General features: G+C 37.1%; 20 protein-coding genes and 1 riboswitch. Of the genes, 19 read left to right on the top strand and 1 reads right to left on the bottom strand.

Translation table 11 applies throughout. The features are described 5' to 3' along the window. Positions 1 to 7: 7 nt before the first annotated feature. Positions 8 to 241: an HPr family phosphocarrier protein gene (locus HMPREF1495_RS09765; protein WP_007593716.1), complete on the bottom strand. Its 234-nt coding sequence runs from the start codon at positions 239 to 241 to the stop codon at positions 8 to 10. 134 nt (positions 242 to 375) lie between these two features. Here HMPREF1495_RS09765 and HMPREF1495_RS09760 point away from each other — a divergent pair, with 134 nt between their 5' ends. From HMPREF1495_RS09760 to HMPREF1495_RS09670, 19 genes are all read left to right on the top strand, one after another. Continuing rightward, positions 376 to 1,749: a MiaB/RimO family radical SAM methylthiotransferase gene (locus HMPREF1495_RS09760; RefSeq protein WP_034214396.1), complete on the top strand. Its 1,374-nt coding sequence runs from the start codon at positions 376 to 378 to the stop codon at positions 1,747 to 1,749. Between the two features lie 96 nt (positions 1,750 to 1,845). Beyond that, complete coding sequence (locus tag HMPREF1495_RS09755; RefSeq protein WP_007593705.1) at positions 1,846 to 2,103, top strand: IreB family regulatory phosphoprotein; 258 nt, start codon at positions 1,846 to 1,848, stop codon at positions 2,101 to 2,103. Between the two features lie 167 nt (positions 2,104 to 2,270). Next, on the top strand, positions 2,271 to 2,687 hold the full coding sequence (ruvX, locus tag HMPREF1495_RS09750; protein ID WP_009663084.1) for a Holliday junction resolvase RuvX: 417 nt from the start codon (positions 2,271 to 2,273) through the stop codon (positions 2,685 to 2,687). Further along, positions 2,677 to 2,946: a DUF1292 domain-containing protein gene (locus tag HMPREF1495_RS09745; protein WP_007593701.1), complete on the top strand. Its 270-nt coding sequence runs from the start codon at positions 2,677 to 2,679 to the stop codon at positions 2,944 to 2,946. The genes ruvX and HMPREF1495_RS09745 overlap by 11 nt, the downstream gene beginning before the upstream one ends. 59 nt (positions 2,947 to 3,005) lie before the next feature. Continuing rightward, complete coding sequence (locus HMPREF1495_RS09740; RefSeq protein ID WP_198013557.1) at positions 3,006 to 5,135, top strand: ribonuclease J; 2,130 nt, start codon at positions 3,006 to 3,008, stop codon at positions 5,133 to 5,135. Between the two features lie 3 nt (positions 5,136 to 5,138). Continuing rightward, positions 5,139 to 5,540, top strand: coding sequence for an endolytic transglycosylase MltG (locus tag HMPREF1495_RS09735; protein ID WP_009662996.1), 402 nt, complete (start codon positions 5,139 to 5,141; stop codon positions 5,538 to 5,540). Continuing rightward, a complete protein-coding gene (locus HMPREF1495_RS09730) occupies positions 5,524 to 6,171 on the top strand; it encodes an O-methyltransferase (RefSeq protein ID WP_034214306.1) in 648 nt (215 codons plus the stop codon). Before HMPREF1495_RS09735 ends, HMPREF1495_RS09730 begins: the two co-directional genes overlap by 17 nt. Before the next feature lies 1 nt (position 6,172). Beyond that, positions 6,173 to 7,411: a peptidase U32 family protein gene (locus HMPREF1495_RS09725; protein WP_034214304.1), complete on the top strand. Its 1,239-nt coding sequence runs from the start codon at positions 6,173 to 6,175 to the stop codon at positions 7,409 to 7,411. Between the two features lie 10 nt (positions 7,412 to 7,421). Then, a complete protein-coding gene (locus tag HMPREF1495_RS09720) occupies positions 7,422 to 8,228 on the top strand; it encodes a YdcF family protein (protein ID WP_034214303.1) in 807 nt (268 codons plus the stop codon). A gap of 21 nt (positions 8,229 to 8,249) precedes the next feature. Then, a complete protein-coding gene (locus tag HMPREF1495_RS09715) occupies positions 8,250 to 11,222 on the top strand; it encodes an insulinase family protein (protein ID WP_034214302.1) in 2,973 nt (990 codons plus the stop codon). An 11-nt stretch (positions 11,223 to 11,233) separates the two neighbouring features. Then, positions 11,234 to 12,130, top strand: coding sequence for a GTPase Era (gene era / locus HMPREF1495_RS09710; protein WP_007593685.1), 897 nt, complete (start codon positions 11,234 to 11,236; stop codon positions 12,128 to 12,130). Between the two features lies 1 nt (position 12,131). Continuing rightward, complete coding sequence (recO, locus tag HMPREF1495_RS09705) at positions 12,132 to 12,776, top strand: DNA repair protein RecO (protein ID WP_007593684.1); 645 nt, start codon at positions 12,132 to 12,134, stop codon at positions 12,774 to 12,776. A gap of 200 nt (positions 12,777 to 12,976) precedes the next feature. Further along, on the top strand, positions 12,977 to 14,311 hold the full coding sequence (gdhA, locus tag HMPREF1495_RS09700) for an NADP-specific glutamate dehydrogenase (protein ID WP_034214301.1): 1,335 nt from the start codon (positions 12,977 to 12,979) through the stop codon (positions 14,309 to 14,311). Positions 14,312 to 14,487: 176 nt separating this feature from the next. Then, entirely contained in the window at positions 14,488 to 15,246 is a 759-nt protein-coding gene (sufC, locus tag HMPREF1495_RS09695) for a Fe-S cluster assembly ATPase SufC (RefSeq protein WP_034214300.1), read from the top strand. Then, the gene (sufB, locus tag HMPREF1495_RS09690; RefSeq protein WP_034214299.1) at positions 15,246 to 16,652 is read left to right on the top strand and encodes a Fe-S cluster assembly protein SufB; all 1,407 of its coding nucleotides are present in this window, start codon (positions 15,246 to 15,248) and stop codon (positions 16,650 to 16,652) included. Before sufC ends, sufB begins: the two co-directional genes overlap by 1 nt. After that, the gene (locus HMPREF1495_RS09685; protein WP_034214298.1) at positions 16,652 to 17,707 is read left to right on the top strand and encodes a SufB/SufD family protein; all 1,056 of its coding nucleotides are present in this window, start codon (positions 16,652 to 16,654) and stop codon (positions 17,705 to 17,707) included. Before sufB ends, HMPREF1495_RS09685 begins: the two co-directional genes overlap by 1 nt. Further along, complete coding sequence (locus HMPREF1495_RS09680; RefSeq protein WP_034214296.1) at positions 17,700 to 18,917, top strand: aminotransferase class V-fold PLP-dependent enzyme; 1,218 nt, start codon at positions 17,700 to 17,702, stop codon at positions 18,915 to 18,917. The genes HMPREF1495_RS09685 and HMPREF1495_RS09680 overlap by 8 nt, the downstream gene beginning before the upstream one ends. After that, positions 18,910 to 19,335, top strand: coding sequence for a Fe-S cluster assembly sulfur transfer protein SufU (gene sufU / locus HMPREF1495_RS09675; protein WP_034214294.1), 426 nt, complete (start codon positions 18,910 to 18,912; stop codon positions 19,333 to 19,335). The genes HMPREF1495_RS09680 and sufU overlap by 8 nt, the downstream gene beginning before the upstream one ends. Before the next feature lie 379 nt (positions 19,336 to 19,714). Continuing rightward, complete coding sequence (locus HMPREF1495_RS09670) at positions 19,715 to 20,962, top strand: hypothetical protein (RefSeq protein ID WP_156912994.1); 1,248 nt, start codon at positions 19,715 to 19,717, stop codon at positions 20,960 to 20,962. A 55-nt stretch (positions 20,963 to 21,017) separates the two neighbouring features. Then, positions 21,018 to 21,131, top strand: a riboswitch (FMN riboswitch). The last annotated feature ends 154 nt before the right edge of the window (positions 21,132 to 21,285 follow it).

Here is a 21,285-nt window from a genome sequence, read left to right as displayed (position 1 = left end):
AAATAAATTATTTGATGATATATGGAGAGAGTGCCTCAAGTATCTGCTCTACATTATCCTCTGCGTGAATGTTAAGATCGATCGGCTTTGACAGATCCAAGCTGAAGATACCCATTATTGATTTTGCATCTATAACATATCTTCCTGAAACCAAGTCAAAGTCTACATCGTACTTAGCTAATTCATTTACAAATGACTTTACTTTGTCGATAGAATTAAGGGAAATTTGAACTGTTTTCATATAATCCTCCATGAAAAAAATATTGTGATAAATGCAACAGATACTTTCAGGTATTTGCACATTTAAATCTATGTATATCCTATATAAATTTTTAAGTAAAGTCAATGACATTTGATAAGTTAGAAAGGTTTTTTATGAAAACTGTTGCGTTTCATACACTCGGCTGCAAAGTAAATACATATGAGACAGAGGCGATGCAGCAGCTTATGGAGTCTGCAGGCTATAGATGTGTCGAGTTCACAGAAAGAGCGGATGTTTATATAATAAATACCTGTTCGGTTACAAATATTGCAGACAGAAAATCAAGACAAATGCTTCACAGAGCCAGAAAGATGAATGAGGATGCCATAGTAGTTGCGGCAGGATGCTATGTGGAGTCTGCAAAGAATAAGATAGATGAAGATCTGAGTATAGATATAATCGTAGGAAATAATAATAAGAATGATATTGTAAATATTATAAATGAATATTTACAGGATAAAATAAGGAATAAATTCATCATTGATATAAATAAAGAGACTGAGTATGAGGAATTTAATATACGAAAAATAAACGACCATACCAGAGCTTTTATAAAGGTTCAGGACGGATGCAATCAGTTTTGTTCGTATTGTATTATTCCTTTTACCAGAGGCAGAGTAAGAAGCAGAAAGATGGAAAATATACTTGATGAGGTGAAAAATCTCTCGGCTTCAGGATATAAGGAAATAGTACTTACAGGTATACATCTCTCATCATATGGAGTGGACTTTTTGGATGAGTCCTATAATAAGAGAATGGAAAAACTTACTCAAACTGAGGAAAGTGATGAGGAATTTGTTACCAAGAATGAGCTTCTTTGCCTGATAGAAAATATTGCGAATATAGAGGGAATAGAGAGAGTACGTATCGGTTCTTTGGAGCCTAGGATTATACAGGAAAACTTTATTAAAAGTCTCAGCAATATAGATAAGTTTTGCCCTCATTTTCATTTGAGTTTACAAAGCGGCTGTGACAGGACTCTAAAAAGTATGAACAGAAAGTACACTGCCGATGAGTTTTATGAGGGAGTAAAACTCATAAGAAAATATTTTGATTCACCTGCGATTACCACAGATATTATTGTGGGATTTCCGGGAGAAACAAAGAAGGACTTTGAAGAGAGTAAAGCTTTCGTGGAAAAGGTGAAATTCTATGAGACACATATATTCCCTTATTCCATAAGAGAAGGTACAAAGGCGGCAAATATGCCACAGGTGGACGGAAATGAGAAAGCACAGAGAGCAAATATTTTAAATGAAATCAATATTAAAAATCAAAGGGAGTTTAGAGCTTCAAGGATTGGAAAAGAAGATGAGCTGCTTTGTGAGGAGATTTTCATAAAAGACGGAGTAGAATATTTTACAGGTTATACAAAGGAATATGTTAAGGTTGCTGTTTTAAACAGTGATTTAAAGACTAATGATATAGTAAGCGGAAAGATAGTTGATTTTCTTACAGACGATATTTTATTGCTTGAGAAATCATAGATATTAATTCTTTATTTTTTAATAAGAAAAAATAATATTGCATTATAACCTGTAATCGTATAAAATCAATATTATTAGAAAAGGAAGCGTGACGGTATGGATGTTCAGAATACACAATATTTTAGGGCAGTACAAGAAAATAAAATGGATGTGAATGAAGTGTTAAAGCTTGTGTATGAAGCTATGACAGAAAAAGGATACAATCCGTTGAATCAGATTGTTGGCTATGTGATGTCAGGAGATCCGACATATATCACGAGTCACAAGAGTGCAAGAAGTCTTATCATGAAAGTAGAGCGTGATGAGATAGTCGAAGAGTTATTAAAAAGCTATATTGAAAAGAATCTTAGCTGAACTTTTTTGAGATAAAATCTCATCAAGCCGCGTGATGGACCTTCTGGGGCTGGGTCATACAACAAAACATATTTAAAAGTATGAGATAAGATGTATGAAGAAGTTTGCTTTGCCGGTAGACTTCTTTTTATATATTGAATTTAGAGGTGAATTTGAAAGAAAGAATCATGGGACTTGATTATGGTTCAAAGACTATAGGTGTGGCTATAAGTGACGCATTGGGACTTACCGCACAGCCTTTTGAAACCATAGAACGAAATGCGGAAAATAAACTCAGAAGATCTCTTGCAAGGATAGCGGAGATAGTCAAAGAGAAAGATATAAAGAAAATAGTAGTAGGTTTGCCGGTAAATATGGACGGGGGCAGCGGTAAAAGAGTGGCTCTTACTTTGGAATTTGTAGAAAAGTTGAAGTCAAGAGTTGATGTGCCCATCATTATGCAGGATGAAAGACTTACAACAAAAGAAGCGGATGAAATACTTGACGAATCAGGTGTGAAAAAGCAGGACAGAAAACAGTTTATAGATCAGGTGGCGGCAAGTATTATATTGAAAGAATATATGGAGAAAGAAAATGGACAATAACAGCATACATTTTGTAACAGAGGATGGAGAAAATATCGATTTTACAATTATAGATGAAACCAAGTTAAACGGTATCAGCTATATATTGGTTACAGACAGTCCGGATGATGAAAGCGGAGACTGCTATATCATGAAAGATATTTCAAAAAAGGACGATGAAGAGGCCAATTATATTTTTGTAGAGGATGAGAAGGAACTGGATGCGGTATTTGAAATCTTTCAAAATATGATGGATGATGATGTTGAAATTATAAAATGAGTTACCCTTGTTCGGTAATCATTATGTGAATATAAGTACAAATAAGAAAGGAATAAATTTTGAACGAGAATGAGAAAAATCCGTTGCTGAATATGCAAAGAATTATGCAGGAAAGCAGGGAGTTAAGCGAAGCCGGTGCAACTGAGATGGGTGAGAGTGCATCGGAAAAGAAGGTTAAGAAGGAAAGAACTGTAAATGCAAGATTAAAGCATGAACAGGTGACAAAAAAGACTACAGGACAAAAAAAGAGTTCTGAAAAAGATAAAAAGTCTGAAAACGGTACAAAAACTTCAGAAGAAAATAAACCGGCTGAGAAAAAACAGACTAAAAAAACTGTAAGTAAAAGAGTGAAGCCTGCAGAAAGTACAAAAGAGGACGTAGTCCTTAATGACAGTCAGGTTTCGGATACAAAGAAAAATAAAGCAAGATATGTCGGACCCGCAGATAAGAATGTGCCTTCTTTGGCTGAACAGGTATCAAGTATTTTGATGGAAAATACAAATAAAAAGAGAAGAGGCAGAGTCGCTAAAAAGTCAAATAAAAAGGTGAAAATCATACCGCTTGGAGGACTTGAGCAGATAGGTATGAATATCACAGCCTTTGAATATGATGACAGTATTATGGTAGTGGATTGCGGACTGGCATTCCCAAGTGATGATATGCTTGGAATAGATCTTGTAATTCCGGATATCACATATTTAAAGGACAACTATCTTAAAGTAAAGGGCTTTTGTATAACTCACGGTCATGAGGATCATATCGGTGCTCTGCCATATATTTTAAAGCAGCTAAATGTACCTGTATACGGTACAAGACTGACCTGTGCTTTGATTGAAAAGAAACTTAAAGAGCATCAAATAGATGATACCGCAAAGCTTCATATAGTTAAATACGGTGATACTGTTAGTCTCGGCGATTTTAAGGTGGAGTTTGTGAAGACAAATCACTCTATAGCCGATGCGGCATCACTTGCAATATTTACACCGGCAGGTACAATATTCCACACCGGAGACTTTAAGGTGGACTATACGCCTGTATTCGGAGATCCGGCAGATCTTGGAAGAATGGCCGAAATCGGTAAAGCCGGTTGTCTTGCTATGCTTTCGGATTCTACCAATGCTACAAGACCGGGATTTACCATGTCTGAGAGAACGGTCGGAAAGACTTTTGATTTGATATTTGCCGAGCATAGAGACAGCAGAATAATAGTTGCTACCTTTGCATCAAATGTGGACAGAGTACAGCAGATAATAAATACGGCATATAAGTATGACAGAAAAGTTGTGGTGGAAGGACGAAGTATGGTAAATGTTATCGGAACCGCCGCAGAGCTCGGATATATTGATATTCCTGAAGGAACGCTTATAGATATAGACCATCTGAAGGACTATCCGCTTGAAAAGACTGTAATTATTACTACCGGAAGTCAGGGTGAGTCTATGGCGGCTCTTTCAAGAATGGCTTCATCAATCCACAGAAAAGTGGAGATTGTACCGGAAGATGTTATTATAATGAGTTCAACTCCTATTCCGGGAAATGAAAAGGCCGTATCAAAGGTTATAAATGAGCTTTCTATGAAGGGAGCAGAGGTTATCTTCCAGGATACTCATGTTTCCGGTCACGCATGTCAGGAAGAGATAAAGCTTATGTATTCACTCCTAAAGCCTAAGTTTGCACTGCCTGTTCACGGTGAGTACAGACATCTTATGGCAGGAAAAGGACTTGCGGAAGCTGTGGGAATTCCAAGCGAGAATGTACTTATCATGTCAAGCGGTGATGTGGTGGAACTTGGTGAGGATTCATGTAAGATAACAGGTCATGTAGAGGCCGGCGGAGTCTTTGTTGACGGTCTCGGTGTAGGTGATGTAGGAAATATTGTGCTTCGTGATAGGCAAAGCTTGTCACAAAATGGTATAATAATAGTGGCAATGAGTCTTGAACACGGAACAAACAGACTTTTATCAGGTCCCGATATAGTTTCAAGGGGATTTGTATATGTAAGAGAGTCTACAGATTTGATGAACGAGGCAAGTGCGGTCGTCAGAGAGGCTGTGGCGGATTGCCTTCATGCCAGAATCACAGACTGGTCAAAGATAAAGAATGTTGTAAGAGATTCTTTAAGCGAGTTTTTGTGGAAGAGGATGAAGAGAAATCCTGTAATATTGCCAATAATAATGGAGATACATTAATAAATGAGCAAAGAAACTACATCAAAAAGGAAAACAAAGAGAAGGGTTGCTTCTTTTTTCGGAAGATTGATCATGTACATTATGATACTGGGATTGATAGCGGGTATACCTTTTGCCTATAATTTCGGGCATAGTGTATTCTACGCCTCAAGTGTGGATTCACCACCGGGAAACAATGTTCAGGTGAATATAACGGAAGGTATGAATTTTGATGAGCTTGCCGATATACTTTATGACAAGGGTGTTATAGAGAATAAGTTTTCCTTTAAGATACAGGCAAAGTTTTTTGAAATCAGAATGCATGCAGGGGATTATACATTTAACACATCACAGACAACAAGACAGATGCTTGAGATGATTGATGACGGAGTTTTGGAGAATAATGTAAATGATAACAAATCTTAAGGTTTTGGAATATTTGGATATTATTTCTCCCGTCAATTCACAGACTGTAGAGGAAATAAGGTCTGTGGCGAAGGAAAACTATATTCCGATAATAAAAAGAGACACTGAAAATCTTTTGAAATTTGTTTTGAAGATGCAAAATCCCAAGTCGATTTTGGAGATAGGTTGTGCTGTCGGGTATTCCGCTATAGTTATGCTGGAAAATTCCGGTGCGGATATAGTAACTGTTGAAAAAATGCCTGAGAGAGTGGAAGAAGCTAAAAAAAATATTAAGTATGCGAATCTGGAAGACAGAGCGAAAATCATTGAGGGAGATGCCGGGGAAATACTGGAAAGGCTTGTAAATGAAAATAAAAAATTTGATTTTATTTTCATGGATGCTGCCAAGGCGCAGTATATTACATGGCTTCCTATGGTGAAAGCTCTTTTGAAGGATAAGGGAATAATTTTTTCGGATAATTGTTTGCAGGAGGGAGACTTGTTAGAGTCTTCCTTTGCAATAAGAAAAAGAGATAAGACCATACATAAGAGAATGAGAGATTATATTTATCTTCTTTTACATGATGAAGATTTGGAGTCATGGATATTTTCAATAGGAGATGGAGTTTTACTTAGCAGAAGTAGGAGGTAAATTGAGAGATTTAGAACTTTTGATACCGGCAGGCAATCTTGAAAACCTTAAGGTTGCGATAGATTACGGTGCCGATGCGGTATATATAGGCGGTGAGTTTTTCAGCCTGAGAGCAAAGGCGAAAAATTTCACCAAAGAGGATATGAAGGCCGGAATAGAATATGCACATAAAAGGGGAAAAAAAGTCTATGTAACGGCAAATATCCTTGGGCATAATGATGATTTGGATGCGGCAAGAGGCTATTTTGAGGAATTAAAAGAAATAGGACCTGACGCACTTATAATATCGGACCCCGGAATATTTACAGTGGCAAAGGAAGTCTGGCCTGAGGTGGAAATACATATATCAACACAGGCAAATAATACGAACTATGCCACCTACCTTTTTTGGTGGAAGCTTGGAGCCACAAGAGTGGTTACAGCCAGAGAGCTTTCACTTGAGGAGATAAAAAAGATCAGAGACAATATTCCTGAGGAGATGGAGATAGAGACATTTGTACATGGTGCTATGTGTATGTCATACTCAGGCAGATGTTTGCTCAGCAATTTCTTTACAGGTAAGGATGCCAACCGTGGAGAATGTACTCATTCCTGCAGATGGAAGTATTCGGTAGTGGAAGAAAAAAGACCGGGAGAGTATATGCCGGTTTATGAAAACGAGAGAGGCACATATATCTTCAATTCTAAAGACCTCTGTATGATTGAGTATATTCCGGAACTTATAGAGGCCGGTATAGACAGCTTTAAGATAGAGGGCAGAATGAAGACCGCACTCTACGTTGCAACTGTTGCAAGAACATACAGAAAGGCTATAGACGATTATTTAAAATCACCTGAGACCTTTAAAGAAAATCTTGAATGGTATAAATCAGAGATAGGAAAATGTACTTACAGAGAGTTTACTACCGGATTTTTCTTCGGAAAGCCGGACAGTGATACACAGATTTACGACAGCAATACCTATGTGAAAAATTATATTTATATAGGAACTGTAAATGAGGTGGATGAAAAGAAAAGAGCGGTATTCAACCAGAAAAACAGATTCTTTGTGGGAGACAACATGGAGATTATGAAAAAGAACGGTGAAAACATATCTTTATGTGTTGAGTCTATCGAAGATGAAAAGGATGAAAAGATGGAGAGTGCTCCACATCCTTTGCAACTTTTGAAAGTGACATTTGATAAACAGGTAGCTGAAGAAGGAGATATATTACGAATTTATAATCCCGAAAGACAGTAGTGGAGGTATAATGTTTTTATTTATCCTTGGAATATTATGCGGGATTTACGGGACTGTAGTTATTTTTATGGCAGGCTTTTTGGAATTGCAAAATTACATATGGTATGTATTTGCATTTGTATTTTTTGCCCTGGGTAAACTTATCAAACTTTATCTAAATAAGAGAATTCCATTGTGGTCTGTGGTATCTGTCTGTACTTTGGCGACTCTTGGAATTCTTATTTTTATTATTACGGTAGTTGTAATAAGACTTTCGGTGCCGAAGGATGATAAAAAATCATTGGATTTTTTAGTTATACTTGGTGCCAAGACAGATTTTGATAAGAAAGAAAGTGACTGCAGATACAGACTTGAAAAAGCTATAGATTATATAAGTGAAAATCCCGGTACAATTATCGTTATAAGCGGTGGAATGCAAAAAAACGGAAAAATTGAAGCGCTTGAAATGGCTGATTATCTTATAGAAAGAGGCATTGACAGAGATAATATTCTTGTAGAAGTTGAATCACGTAATACAAGAGAAAATTTGATATATACAAAAGCTCTTTTGGATAAGTATGATGAAGAGATGAAGATAAATACGGATTTTATAATCAGAAACGATATGGGTCCGGTTGAAGTTGTGGAAGCAAGACCGGAGACCATAGGTATTTTGACAAATGATTTTCATATATTCAGAGCCATGCAGGTGGCAAAAAAGCTAGGATATACACAAGTTTCGCCTATAAGTGCAAAGTCCGGTAATATTTTGTATTTACATATGCTCTTAAGAGAGACATTTGCAATTTTGAAGTACAAGTTTTTAGGATATATTTAAATTTTACTAAGGAGGCAGATATTGAAAAATTATAATATTGATGAAGAGTTAAAACATATAAAAGAATTGTCGGCATATGAGATCAAAGATATATCCGATATCGAAGAAATCAGTGCAAAAGCGGTTGTTCTTGAACATAAAAAGACAAAGGCAAGAGTATTTACCTTACTTTCAGATGATGACAATAAGGTATTTACCATAGGATTCAGAACACCTTCAAAGGATTCTACAGGAGTTGCTCACATTCTGGAGCATTCGGTACTTTGCGGTTCCAAAAAGTTCCCTGCAAAGGATCCTTTTGTAGAGCTTGTAAAGGGTTCACTAAATACATTTTTAAATGCAATTACATACCCCGATAAGACGGTTTATCCGGTTGCATCCTGCAATGATAAGGACTTTGACAATCTTATGGAAGTTTATCTGGATGCGGTATTTTATCCTAATGTATACAATGAGGAGAAGATATTTAAGCAGGAAGGCTGGCACTATGAGGTAGTGGATGAGAAGGGCAATCCTGATGAAAACGGTGAGATTATTTTAAACGGTGTGGTATACAATGAGATGAAGGGTGCTTTTTCGTCTGCGGACAGTGTGCTGGAAAGGTCAATAACAAAGGTATTGTTTGAAGGACATTCTTACGATGAGGAGTCCGGTGGTGATCCCGACTTTATTCCTACATTGACATATGAGAAATTCCTTGATATGCATTCAAAGTATTATCATCCGTCAAATTCATATATTTATCTCTACGGAGATATGGATATGGCAAAAAAACTTGACCGTATAGACAGAGAATATCTTGATAAGTTTGAATACAGAGAGGTTGATTCCAAGATAGAGGAAGTAAAGGAGCTTGAAAGTGTAAAGGAAGCAAACTTTGAATATCCTATTACAGAGGCTCAGGGCGAGGAAAATGCCACATATCTTTCATGGAATACTCTTGTGGGCGGAGAGCTTGATCCGGTCGTTTCAATGGGATTTCATATACTTGAGTATGTACTTATAGATGCACCGGGAGCATATCTTACTGATGCACTTATTGATGCAGGTATAGGAGAGGATGTATTCGGCGGATATGCAAACGGAATATCTATGCCTTATTTCACGGCAACCGCAAAGAATACAAATCTTGACCGAAAACCTGAGTTTTTGGCTGTTATAGAGGGTACTTTAAGAAAGCTTGCAGATGAAGGACTTGATAAAGAGACAATAAAGGCCGCCATAAATGTATTTGAATTTAAAGCAAGGGAGGCTGACTACGGTTCATATCCTAAGGGACTTATGTACGGACTTTCAAGCTTTGATTCATGGCTTTATGATGCGGACCCTACAATACATTTGAGATTTGAAAATATTTTCAAAACTCTCAGAGAAGAGATAGATAATAATTATTTTGAAAATCTGATAAAGAATTATCTTCTTGATAACAAGAATACGGCTATAGTTACCATGACACCAAAAAAAGGTCTTACCACAAAGAAGGATGCAGATCTTAAGGCGAAGCTTAAAGCATTCAAAGATACATTGTCAAAAGAAGAGATAAAGAAGATTTATGAGGATACTTTGGCACTTAAAAAGTATCAGTCTGAGCCTTCAAGTGAAGAAGATCTTTTAAAGATTCCTCTACTTAGCAGAGATGATATAAGCAGAGAAGTAAAGATGCCTGAGTATGAAGAAAAGAGTGTAAAGGCTTCGGGAAAAGATATACCTGTAATTCATTCAAATGTGTTTACTGCAGGAATCAATTATATGAAGTTTATCTTCAATATTGACTTTGCAAATGAAGAAGAACTTAATTATTTGGCACTTTTAAAGGAAATACTGGGCTATATAGATACAGAGAAGCAAAGCTATGCGGCACTTTCCACAGATGTAAATTTAAATTCAGGTGGAGTAGGATATGTTATTGAGGCATTTGCAACCGATGCAAATCCTATAGACTTTACATTTGCATTCAGTGTAAATGCAAAAATATTGTATGGCAAAGAATCCTGGCTATATTCAAATGTGGCTGAAGTACTTACAATGTCAAAGCTTGATGATAAAAAGAGAGTTAAGGATATAATTGCGGAAGTAAAAGCAGGTAAGGACAGACTGGTATCATCAGGTCATATGAGCGCACTTACAAGAGCCGGATCTTATATATCCAAGGAACTTTTATTTAATGATTTGACAAAGGGTATTGCTTATTTTAACTTCCTTGAAAATATAGATATAGAAAAAGACTTTGACAGAGTTTATGAAAATCTCTCAAGACTTTTGAAGATTACTTTCAGTGCTGATAATCTTTTGATACATACCATATGTGACGAAAAGGGATATAAGAATGCATTTAACGGAATAGAAAGCCTTACAGACAGTCTTTTTACAGAAGGCAAGAAGCCTAAAAAGGCCGTATTAAAAACGGAAATCAAAAATGAGGGATTTGTAACACCTTCAATGGTAAATTATGTTGCAAGATTCGGAAATTTTGTAAACCATGGCTTTAAATACACAGGAGTATTAAGAGTGCTTAAGGTGCTTTTAAGTTATGACTATCTGTGGAACAATATCAGAGTAAAGGGAGGCGCATACGGATGTAGCGCAATCTTTGGAAGAAGCGGAAACTCAGGTTTTATTTCATTCAGAGACCCCAATGTATCAAATACAAATAAGGTATATGAGGGCGTAGTGGACTATGTGAAAAACTTTACGGCAAATGACAGAGAGATGACAAAGTCTGTAATAGGTGCAATCAGTGAGATGGACACACCTTTGACACCTTCAAGAGAGGGACTGAAGGGATTAATCTCATATTTCTCAAAAGTAAGACATGAGGATTTGGTAAAGGAAAGAGAAGAGGTATTGAATACAAGCGAGGAAGATATCAGAGCTTTGGTACCGCTTATCGAGGCTGTGCTTTCTGACAAACTTATTTGTGCTATCGGTAATGAGGATTTGATAGAAAAGGATAAGGAACTCTTTAAAGAGGTAAAGCATCTTTATAAGGATTGATAGGAGAATATATGAAATCAGGATTTGTTGCCCTTATAGGGAGACCGAATGTAGGAAAATCAACATTGATGAATACGCTGATAGGACAAAAGATAGCTATAACATCAAATAAGCCGCAGACTACAAGAAACAGAATACAGACAGTATTTACAGACGAAAGAGGTCAGATAGTATTCCTTGACACTCCGGGTATACACAAGGCGAAGAATAAGCTTGGAGAGTATATGGTAAAGGTATCTACAAGAACTTTAAGGGATGTGGATATGGTGCTCTGGCTTGTAGAACCGAGTACCTTTATAGGTGAAGGTGATGAGCATATCTTCGAGATTTTATCAAGTGTAAATATACCTGTAATACTTGCCATCAATAAGATGGATTCGCTTAAGCAAAAGGAAGATATGCTTGAGGTAATAGCCAAGTACTCATCAAGAATGCAGTTTGCAGAAGTGGTGCCGGTATCCGCACTTAAGGGAACAAATACGGATAAACTTCTTGATATTATATTTAAATATCTGTCGGAAGGTCCTATGTATTATGATGAAGATACGGTTACAGACCAGCCTATAAAGCAAATAGCGGCGGAGCTTATAAGAGAAAAGGCTCTTAGATTTTTGCAGGAGGAAATACCTCACGGTATAGCTGTGGAGATAGATACCTTTAACTACAGAGACTCCGGAGATATGGTGGATATCGAGGCTGCAATAGTATGTGAGAAAGACTCACATAAGGGAATTATTATAGGAAAGGGCGGCAGTATGCTGAAAAGAATTGGTACTGCAGCCAGAAAAGATATAGAAGGTCTGCTTGAGAGCAGAGTGAATCTTAAGCTTTGGGTAAAGGTCAGACCGAAGTGGAGAGATTCGGATGTGCAGATGAAGAATTTCGGTTACAATCCAAAGGATTTATAATGTGAGAGATTTTGTTGAATTGACGGGCATTGTTATAAAATCAATGCCCATCGGTGATTTTGACAGGCGTGTGACTATCTTTACAAAAGAGAGGGGCAAGATATATGCTTTTGCAAAAGGTGCAAGGCGTATCAACAATCAGATGATGGGATTTGCCAGAATATTTGCATATGGAAAGTTTAAACTGTATGAGGGCAGAGATTCCTATAATATAGTCAATGCGGATATTGCCAATTATTTTGAAGAGGTAAGTGCGGATATTGAAAGTACCTGCTACGGCACGTATTTTCTTGAAATGCTTGATTATTACACGAAGGAAGCTTTGGTGGATATAGAGAGCTTAAAGCTTATATATTATACATTGCTGGCTTTAACCAAAAAATCCATACCGAACAGACTTGTAAGAAGAATTTTCGAGCTTAAGCTTATGACAATAAACGGCGAGTATGATTTGACTCCGGGACTTAAGGATAAAACCGCATTATATACCTGGGAATATATAATATATTCAAAGCCTGAGAAACTTTTTACCTTTGTAATAACAGAGGAGGCACTTACAGAGATAGAAAAATATATGGATATCATGATAAGAAAATATATAGACAGACATTTTCATTCTCTTGATATTCTGGAGGATATTTTATAATTTTATCTGGAGGATATTTTATAATTTTTTCTTGACATTTGAAGAAATTCTGCTAAAATGACTTGTGTTCGGCAAAGACGCCTATGTAGGGAGTCTTTGCCTTTTTATATATATTTAAGATTCAACCGTTTATTTAAGAGTTGAACGTCAGGAGTATTTTGAGTATTCAAAGTACCGACAAAGCCTAGGAGGTAAGAATTATGTCATACGTAGAAGAGATTTTAGAGAAGGTTGTAGCTGCAAACCCGAATGAGCCGGAGTTTCATCAGGCTGTTAAGGAAGTTTTGGAGTCATTAAAGCTTGTTGTTGATGCAAATGAGGAGCTTTACAGAAAGAACGGTATCTTAGAGAGACTTGTAGAGCCTGAGAGAATTATTTCATTCAGAGTTCCATGGGTTGATGACAATGGAAATGTACAGGTAAACAAGGGATATCGTGTACAGTTCAACAATGCAATAGGTGCTTACAAGGGAGGACTTCGTTTCCATCCTACAGTAAACCAGTCAATACTTAAATTCCTCGGATTTGAGCAGGTACTTAAAAACTCACTTACAGGTCTTCCTATGGGTGGAGGAAAAGGCGGTTCAAACTTTGATCCTAAGGGAAAATCAGACAGAGAAGTAATGGCATTCTGCCAGAGCTTTATGAACGAGCTTTATAAGCATATCGGAAAAGACACAGATGTACCTGCAGGTGATATCGGTGTAGGCGGTAGAGAGATCGGTTACCTTTTCGGTCAGTACAAGAGACTTACAACATTGTTTGAGGGTGTTCTTACAGGAAAGGGAATTCCTTTCGGAGGTTCTTTAGCAAGAACAGAGGCTACAGGTTACGGTCTTGTATATATTCTTGATGAGATGCTTAAGGCAAACAACAAGGAACTTGCAGGAAAGACAGTTGTAGTTACAGGTTCAGGAAATGTTGCAATCTATGCAATACAAAAGGCTCAGCAGCTTGGAGCAAAGGTTGTTGCACTCTGCGATTCAAACGGTTATGTATATGATGAGAACGGTATACAGGTAGATATTGTTAAGGATATCAAGGAAGTTAAGAGACAGAGAATATCAGAGTATGCAAACAGAGTACCTTCTGCTAAGTATACACAAGGCAAGGGTATCTGGAATATCAAATGTGATATCTATCTTCCATGTGCTACTCAAAACGAGCTTGATCTTGACGGAGCAAAGGCGCTTGTAGCTAACGGATGCTTTGCGGTAGCAGAGGGTGCAAACATGCCTACAACTCTTGAGGCAACAAAGTATCTTCAGGACAACGGAGTACTCTTTATGCCGGGTAAGGCTTCAAATGCAGGAGGTGTTTCCGTTTCAGGTCTTGAGCAGAGCCAGAACGCTATGAGACTTTCATGGTCATTTGAGGAAGTTGATGAGAAGCTTAAAGGCATCATGAAGGATATCTTTACAAAGGTTGACGATGCGGCTAAGAGATACGGTCAGGAAGGCAACTATGTGGCAGGTGCCAATATTGCCGGATTTGAGAAGGTTGCAAACGCAATGATCTCACAGGGAATAGTATAAAAATATTGTACAAAATTAAATACATAAGCATTTAAAAGCCCTTTTTTAAGGGCTTTTTTTTAATTCCTATTGACTTACTGGGAATTAAGCTTTAAAATTCCAATATACTTAATAGAATACTAGTTTTCTATTATAGATTACCCCTAAGCTCAAGGGAGAGGTGAAAGGAAAGATCAATGTCATTATTAAATGTAAATAATTTAACAGTTTCCATAGAAGATGATGAGAATTTAAAAGAAATTCTTCATGGAGTAAATATAGAAATTAAAAAAGGCGAAACACATGTACTTATGGGACCGAACGGAGCAGGTAAGTCAACTCTCGGCTATGCTCTTATGGGAAATCCGAGATATGTTGTAAACAGCGGAGAAGTCATATTTGACGGTAAAAATATAACTGAAGACGAGGCTGACAAACGTGCAAAGGCGGGAATGTTCTTATCATTCCAGAATCCTCTTGAGGTACCGGGACTTCCACTCAGCAGTTTTATCAGAAATGCTGTAGAGTCTGTAAGCGGCAAGAGAGTAAAGATGATGCAGTTTAAAAAAGACCTTGCAAAGGACATGGAAGTTTTGAACATGGACAGCGAGTATGCAAACAGAGCCTTAAATGTAGGATTTTCAGGCGGTGAGAAGAAAAAAGCCGAGATATTACAGCTTCTTATGCTTTCACCGAAGCTTGCAATACTTGATGAGACAGATTCAGGACTTGACGTGGATGCTGTAAGAACGGTTTCAGCCGGTATCAAGGAATACCAGAAGAAAAAAGACGGTGCTCTCCTTATAATTACTCACAGTACAAGAATACTGGAGTCATTAAAGGTTGACTATACACATATTATGGTAGACGGAAAAATCATAAAGACAGGAGATGCTTCTTTGGTTGATGAAATCAATGAGCATGGATTTGAAAAGTATATTCAGGAGAGCAAATAATGAAGGAAAAGACATATGTAGAAGACATTAACAGAAGTATGTATGACTTCAGAAATGAAGACAAGGACAACTTCAAGATAGCTGCAGGTCTTACACCTGAGTTGGTGTCTCAAATTTCAAAAGAAAAGAACGATCCTGCCTGGATGCAGAATTTCAGATTGCAGGCATTACAAATATATAATCAGATGGAAGTTCCGCCATGGGGTCCGTCTATAGAAGGTCTTGATATTGACAATATTGTTACTTATGTAAGACCTAATACAAAGATGAGCGGCAAGTGGTCCGATGTTCCTGAGGATATCAAAGATACATTTGAAAAGCTCGGTATTCCACAGGCGGAGAGAAAATCTTTGGCAGGTGTAGGTGCACAGTATGACTCAGAGCTTGTATACCACAATGTAAGAGATGAAGTTTCACAGATGGGCGTTGTATATACGGATCTTGAGAGTGCAATGCATGGTGAATATGCAGATATGATACAAAAGCACTTCATGAAGCTTGTAAAGCCGAACGATCATAAGTTTGCAGCATTACATGGTGCGGTATGGTCAGGCGGTTCATTTGTATATGTACCGAAGGGTGTTCATCTTGATATTCCTTTGCAGTCATATTTCAGACTTAATGCAAAGGGTGCAGGACAGTTTGAGCATACACTTATTATCGTAGATGAGGGTGCGGACCTTCACTTTATCGAAGGATGTTCGGCACCGAAGTATAATGTAGCCAATCTTCACGCAGGATGTGTGGAGTTGTATGTAGGAAAGAATGCAAGACTCAGATATTCAACAATTGAGAACTGGTCAAAGAATATGTACAATCTCAACACAAAGAGAGCTGTTGTGGAAGAGGGCGGAAGAATTGAATGGGTTTCAGGTTCATTCGGTTCACATGTATCATATCTTTATCCTATGAGTATTTTAAAGGGTAGAGGTGCAAGAATGGAGTTCACAGGAATTACATTCGCAGGTGCAGGACAAAATCTTGATACAGGTTCAAAGGTAGTACATGCGGCACCTGATACATCCTCATTTATCAATACAAAATCAATTTCAAAGGGTGGCGGTATATCTACATTCAGAAATGCCGTAGTGGTATCTGAAAAGGCAAAGAATTCAAAGTCTGCAGTATCATGTGAGTCTTTGATGCTTGATGATATATCACGCTCGGATACAGTGCCTGCTATGGATATCAGATGTGCTGATGCCGATATAGGTCATGAGGCAAGAATAGGCAGAATCAGTGATGATGCGGTATTCTATCTGATGAACAGAGGTATCAGTGAAGAAGATGCAAAGGCAATGATTGTAAGTGGATTTGCCGACAATGTATCCAAAGAATTGCCGCTTGAGTATGCGGTGGAGATGAATAATCTCATTCAATTAGAAATGAAAGGAAGTATTGGTTAATGAGAGATATTACTTTAAACAGAATACCGGTTCTTACCTGGAGATGGCTAAAGATGAATGAGACTGCTGTTTCTATACCAAGTGAAACAGGCAGTGCAAATATAAAAGTTTTAACTGAAAATGCAAACATTGAACTTTCAAAAGAGATTATTGAAGCTATGAAAGCCCTTCCTACAGGAATGGGAGCAAATATGACAGAGCTTTGTGACTCTGAAAGTGAAGATATTATTATAAATACTCTTGCAGGTGAAAAGTCAAACAGCCATATAAATATATGCAGAGATAAGGAAAGCCTGTCAAAGGTAAGAGTATATATCTATGCGGCGGAAGGCAGTGAAGCCAATGTATGGATGGATTACTCTTCAAATGAGGAGAATACCGGTGCTTTGGCGGTACAGACATTCGTTATTGCTGAGAAAGATGCAAAGGTAAAATTGTACCAGGTAGGACTTCAGTCAGACAGTGATATTTCACTCAATGATATTGGTGCAAAGGTTGAAAAAGACGCTTCATTCGAGCTTGTACAGCTCTTACTTGGCGGAGAGAAGATATTTGCAGGTGCCAGAGCAAGTCTGGTAGGTAAAAGAAGTGAGTTTATATCAGATCTTGGCTACTATGGTAAGGCCGAGGAGCAGATAGATCTTAACTATGTGGCGGATCATATAGGAAAGTCAAGTAATTGCAAAATGATAACCTCGGGAGTACTTAATGACAATTCAAAGAAGCTTCTAAGAGGTACTATTGACTTTAAGAGAGGTGCAAAGGATGCAATCGGTGAAGAGAGTGAGGATGTACTTCTTTTAGGTCAGAATATCCACAATCAGAGTATACCTGTAATACTCTGTGCCGAGGAAGATGTAGTGGGAACACATGGTGCTTCCATAGGAAACCTTGATGAGGAGATGCTTTTCTACCTCACATCAAGAGGCATGGACAAGGAAAGTGTTACAAAGATGGTGGCAAGAGCCAGAATAGATGCTATCAGCAAGAAGCTTGAAAATGCTGAACTTGAAGAAAAGGTAAATCTTTATCTTGGAGGCAGTGAAGATGAGTAAGAGTATATACAGAAATGATTTTCCGCTTTTAGCATCCGACGATGTTATTTACATGGACAATGCGGCTACATCACAGAGACCACAGGCAGTACTGGATGCGATGAATGATTTTTATAAGCATCACAATGCCAACCCTTTAAGAGGAGTATATAAGCTCAGTGTTGAAGCTACGCAGGACTATGAGAATGCCAGAAGCAAAGTGGCAAAGTTCATAAATGCAGCCGGAAGTGAAGAGATAATCTTTACCAGAAATGCATCAGAGAGTTTAAACCTTGTGGCATACAGCTACGGATTGAACAATATAAAGGCCGGTGATGAGATAGTTGTAAGTATACTTGAACATCATTCAAATATGCTTCCATGGCAGATGGTGGCAAGAACTACAGGAGCCAAGCTTGTATTCCTTGACTGTGAGGAAGACGGTGAGATCACAAAGGCTGAAATAGATTCTAAAATAAATGAAAATACAAAGTTGGTAGCTTGTACACAGATATCAAATGTACTTGGAATACCTACACCTATAGAGTATATTATTGAAAAAGCTCATAGTGTGGGAGCTGTAGTAGTGGTTGACGGTGCACAGAGCATACCTCATAAGAAAATAGATGTAAGAGCACTGGATGCGGACTTCTTTGCATTCTCAGGTCATAAGCTTTGCGGACCAATGGGTATCGGTGTACTCTACGGTAAGAAGGAATTACTTGATGCCATGCCTCCGTTCCTTAGCGGTGGAGAGATGATAGAGTATGTTACCAGAGAAAAAGCTACATTTGCGCCATTACCTCATAAATTTGAAGCAGGTACGGTAAATGCGGAAGGTGCTGTAGGACTTGCAGCAGCTATCGACTATATAGAGAGCATAGGCTATGAGAAAATAGAGAGTGTCGAAAGAGAACTTAGTGAGTATGCTATGGAGGTTCTTTCAAAGAATAAGTATATAAGAATACTTGGTTCAAAAGATCCTGCTAAGCATAGCGGTATAATTAACTTTATACTGGATGGAGTACATCCGCATGATGTATCAACGATACTTGATTCAAAGGGTATTGCGGTAAGAGCCGGACATCACTGTGCACAGCCGCTTTTACAACATTTAAAAATAAGTTCAACCACAAGAGCAAGTCTTTCTTTCTATAACACAAAGGAAGAGATAGATGCACTTTCAGCTGCTCTTTTAGAGATAAGAAAGGAGATGGGATACGATGAGTGAGAACAGAGCCTTTTATAATGAAATTCTGACAGAGCATAATTTAAGACCTTATCATAAACATGATCTTGCAGATGCCAATCTTATACTGGACGGTGTCAATCCAAGCTGTGGCGATCATATCACTTTAAAGCTTAAAGTAAACGATGAAGGCATCATAGAAGACGGAGCTTTCGTAGGAGACGGATGTGCCATATCACAGGCTTCAGCAGATATAATGCTTGATATGGTAATAGGTCTTGAAAAGGATGAAGCTATCAGACTTTCAGATATGTTCTTCCGTATGATAAAGGGAGAAGCGAGCGAGGAAGAGATAGAGGAACTTGATGAGGCCGGAGCCCTTAGAGATATCTCTCATATGCCTGCACGAGTAAAATGTGCAGTACTTGGCTGGCATACAATGGGAGAGTTGTTGAAATAATAGATAATAAATAAATGAAAAACAGGGATGAAAGTCCCTGTTTTTTGTATGGAAAAAGATACAGGGGAAATCTATAGTTAGAGAAAGAGTAAAATAAAATTATAATAAGTATTTCGGGTTTACATAATTTATATAAAAAGTATAATAAAGTTAGATGTAAGAAAGGGCATTTAAGCTAATATTATTTGATTAGAAGTTGATAATAGGAGGAGAAGCAATGAAAAGAAGTATATTTTACCTCGCAGGTTTAATGCTGGTTATTTTATGCGGTTGCCAAAATAAAAATAATAAATTCGCATATGAAGTTGATACAAAACATATAGAGTACAGTTCTGTGGCAGGGGATAATTTTGACAGTTATGATGCACTGAGTACCGAAATGACAGATAATGAAATAAATGAAATGAAAAGATTGGGATTTTCACCACAGGAGTTATCGGACACATATACTTCTTTGAAAGAATGTAATGAAGAGGAATTCATTATAGAACTTGCAAACAAGAATTTTGATAAGGTATTTTTAAAAACTCCAAAGGAAAAAGCGACCAAAGAATTTATAGCAGAATATATTCTAAAATTAAGCATGGAGAATGAGGGTGATAATCTTGAGAAGCTATTAAACTCTATGATAAAGCCGGTTGAAAATCCTTCAAATTATCCTGTATATCAGGCTATATACACTTTGAGCAGCAAGCGGGCAAGGGAGTATATAAACATATTATACAGCGAAACCATAGAACTGTTACAAAAGAATAGTGATATATTATTATATGGAGATGTTGGAGATGAGAATAATTATAATTATCTTGTAAGGCGGAGTAATAATTTACTGGGGTTGGCCACATTATTTGGAAGCATAAAATATTTGATAGATGATGTATACAAGGATTTACCGGATAAGTCATATATACAATTTACTCAATTATATATAAGTAACTTGTATTATGATACACATTTAAATGAATCTTATTATCACCTAAATTATGAAAAACAGATGGTTGGGGCAAATAATAGAGGTGTAGTTCTGTCACCTAAAAAGGAGAGTTATAGTGAAGTTATTACAACAGATATATTTAGGAGAAGAGGTAATATAGACCTTGAAATTTTCTTGGAAAATTATAAAAAAGAAAAAAATTCAAATGAGAATATACTAAATGTTGCAGCTTTTAAGTTTGCTGATTTAATGAAGAACATGGCTAATGGAGTAGTGGATTATTTATATAGCTATAAAAAAGAGGATAGGATTATGTCAGAGATCAATCAAAGTATATTAACCCAAAATTATTATTGTGGCGGAACATTTAGTGTAGATAATTATAGGTGTGTCGTTGTTGCAGGTTTATTTGATCCTGATACTATAAAAAGGATAAGAATGGTTAATGAGAGCGGATTTAAAGAACTGTTAAGAGTGGAGTGTGGTATTGAAAATCCTGCTTTTGAGTTTGAAGATGTAGGTAATGAAGAGCATCAAGAAATTATTAAAAAATTGTGGAACGGTGGATGTAATATTTTAGAAGAACCCGCAAAAAATTTTGATAGGATAATTTTTTTAGAAGATCAATATGATGATATGACAAAATCAAAAATATCATTTATGGATATATTGGTAAATGGATATGGGTTCTAACAAAGCAAAAATACACACTTTACAAACCCCAAATTAAGTATTATGATTAAGAAAAAGATATCTTCAGGGCAGGGTGAAAGTCCCTACCGGCGGTAAAGCCCGCGAGCCTATGGCATGATCCGGTGAGATTCCGGAGCCGACAGTACAGTCTGGATGAAAGAAGATTTTGATACGGTTAATTTGCAGATAAATGTATGTAGTATCAAGGCTCTGAGATGGTGAACCATTTCAGAGCCTTTTTAATATATTTATACGGCATAAATAACAGTTGTCACCATCCCTGGAAATATTTTCAGGGGATTTTTTATACCCAAATCTCTAAA

It is taken from the genome of Lachnoanaerobaculum sp. MSX33 (assembly GCF_000512995.1).
In the GTDB taxonomy this organism is placed as follows: Bacteria; Bacillota; Clostridia; order Lachnospirales; family Lachnospiraceae; genus Lachnoanaerobaculum.
Note: the sequence above shows the minus strand (reverse complement) of the source record. Positions and strands in the feature narration are given on the sequence as shown.

Coding starts and splice junctions, on each gene's coding strand:
- HMPREF1495_RS09760 (WP_034214396.1), top strand. CDS start 376: ATGAAAACTGTTGCGTTTCATACACTCGGCTGCAAAGTAAATACATAT.
- HMPREF1495_RS09685 (WP_034214298.1), top strand. CDS start 16,652: ATGAGAGATATTACTTTAAACAGAATACCGGTTCTTACCTGGAGATGG.
- HMPREF1495_RS09730 (WP_034214306.1), top strand. CDS start 5,524: ATGATAACAAATCTTAAGGTTTTGGAATATTTGGATATTATTTCTCCC.
- HMPREF1495_RS09755 (WP_007593705.1), top strand. CDS start 1,846: ATGGATGTTCAGAATACACAATATTTTAGGGCAGTACAAGAAAATAAA.
- sufU (WP_034214294.1), top strand. CDS start 18,910: ATGAGTGAGAACAGAGCCTTTTATAATGAAATTCTGACAGAGCATAAT.
- HMPREF1495_RS09720 (WP_034214303.1), top strand. CDS start 7,422: ATGTTTTTATTTATCCTTGGAATATTATGCGGGATTTACGGGACTGTA.
- sufB (WP_034214299.1), top strand. CDS start 15,246: ATGAAGGAAAAGACATATGTAGAAGACATTAACAGAAGTATGTATGAC.
- HMPREF1495_RS09765 (WP_007593716.1), bottom strand. CDS start 241: ATGAAAACAGTTCAAATTTCCCTTAATTCTATCGACAAAGTAAAGTCA.
- HMPREF1495_RS09670 (WP_156912994.1), top strand. CDS start 19,715: ATGACAGATAATGAAATAAATGAAATGAAAAGATTGGGATTTTCACCA.
- ruvX (WP_009663084.1), top strand. CDS start 2,271: ATGGGACTTGATTATGGTTCAAAGACTATAGGTGTGGCTATAAGTGAC.
- era (WP_007593685.1), top strand. CDS start 11,234: ATGAAATCAGGATTTGTTGCCCTTATAGGGAGACCGAATGTAGGAAAA.
- HMPREF1495_RS09745 (WP_007593701.1), top strand. CDS start 2,677: ATGGACAATAACAGCATACATTTTGTAACAGAGGATGGAGAAAATATC.
- HMPREF1495_RS09680 (WP_034214296.1), top strand. CDS start 17,700: ATGAGTAAGAGTATATACAGAAATGATTTTCCGCTTTTAGCATCCGAC.
- gdhA (WP_034214301.1), top strand. CDS start 12,977: ATGTCATACGTAGAAGAGATTTTAGAGAAGGTTGTAGCTGCAAACCCG.
- sufC (WP_034214300.1), top strand. CDS start 14,488: ATGTCATTATTAAATGTAAATAATTTAACAGTTTCCATAGAAGATGAT.
- HMPREF1495_RS09735 (WP_009662996.1), top strand. CDS start 5,139: ATGAGCAAAGAAACTACATCAAAAAGGAAAACAAAGAGAAGGGTTGCT.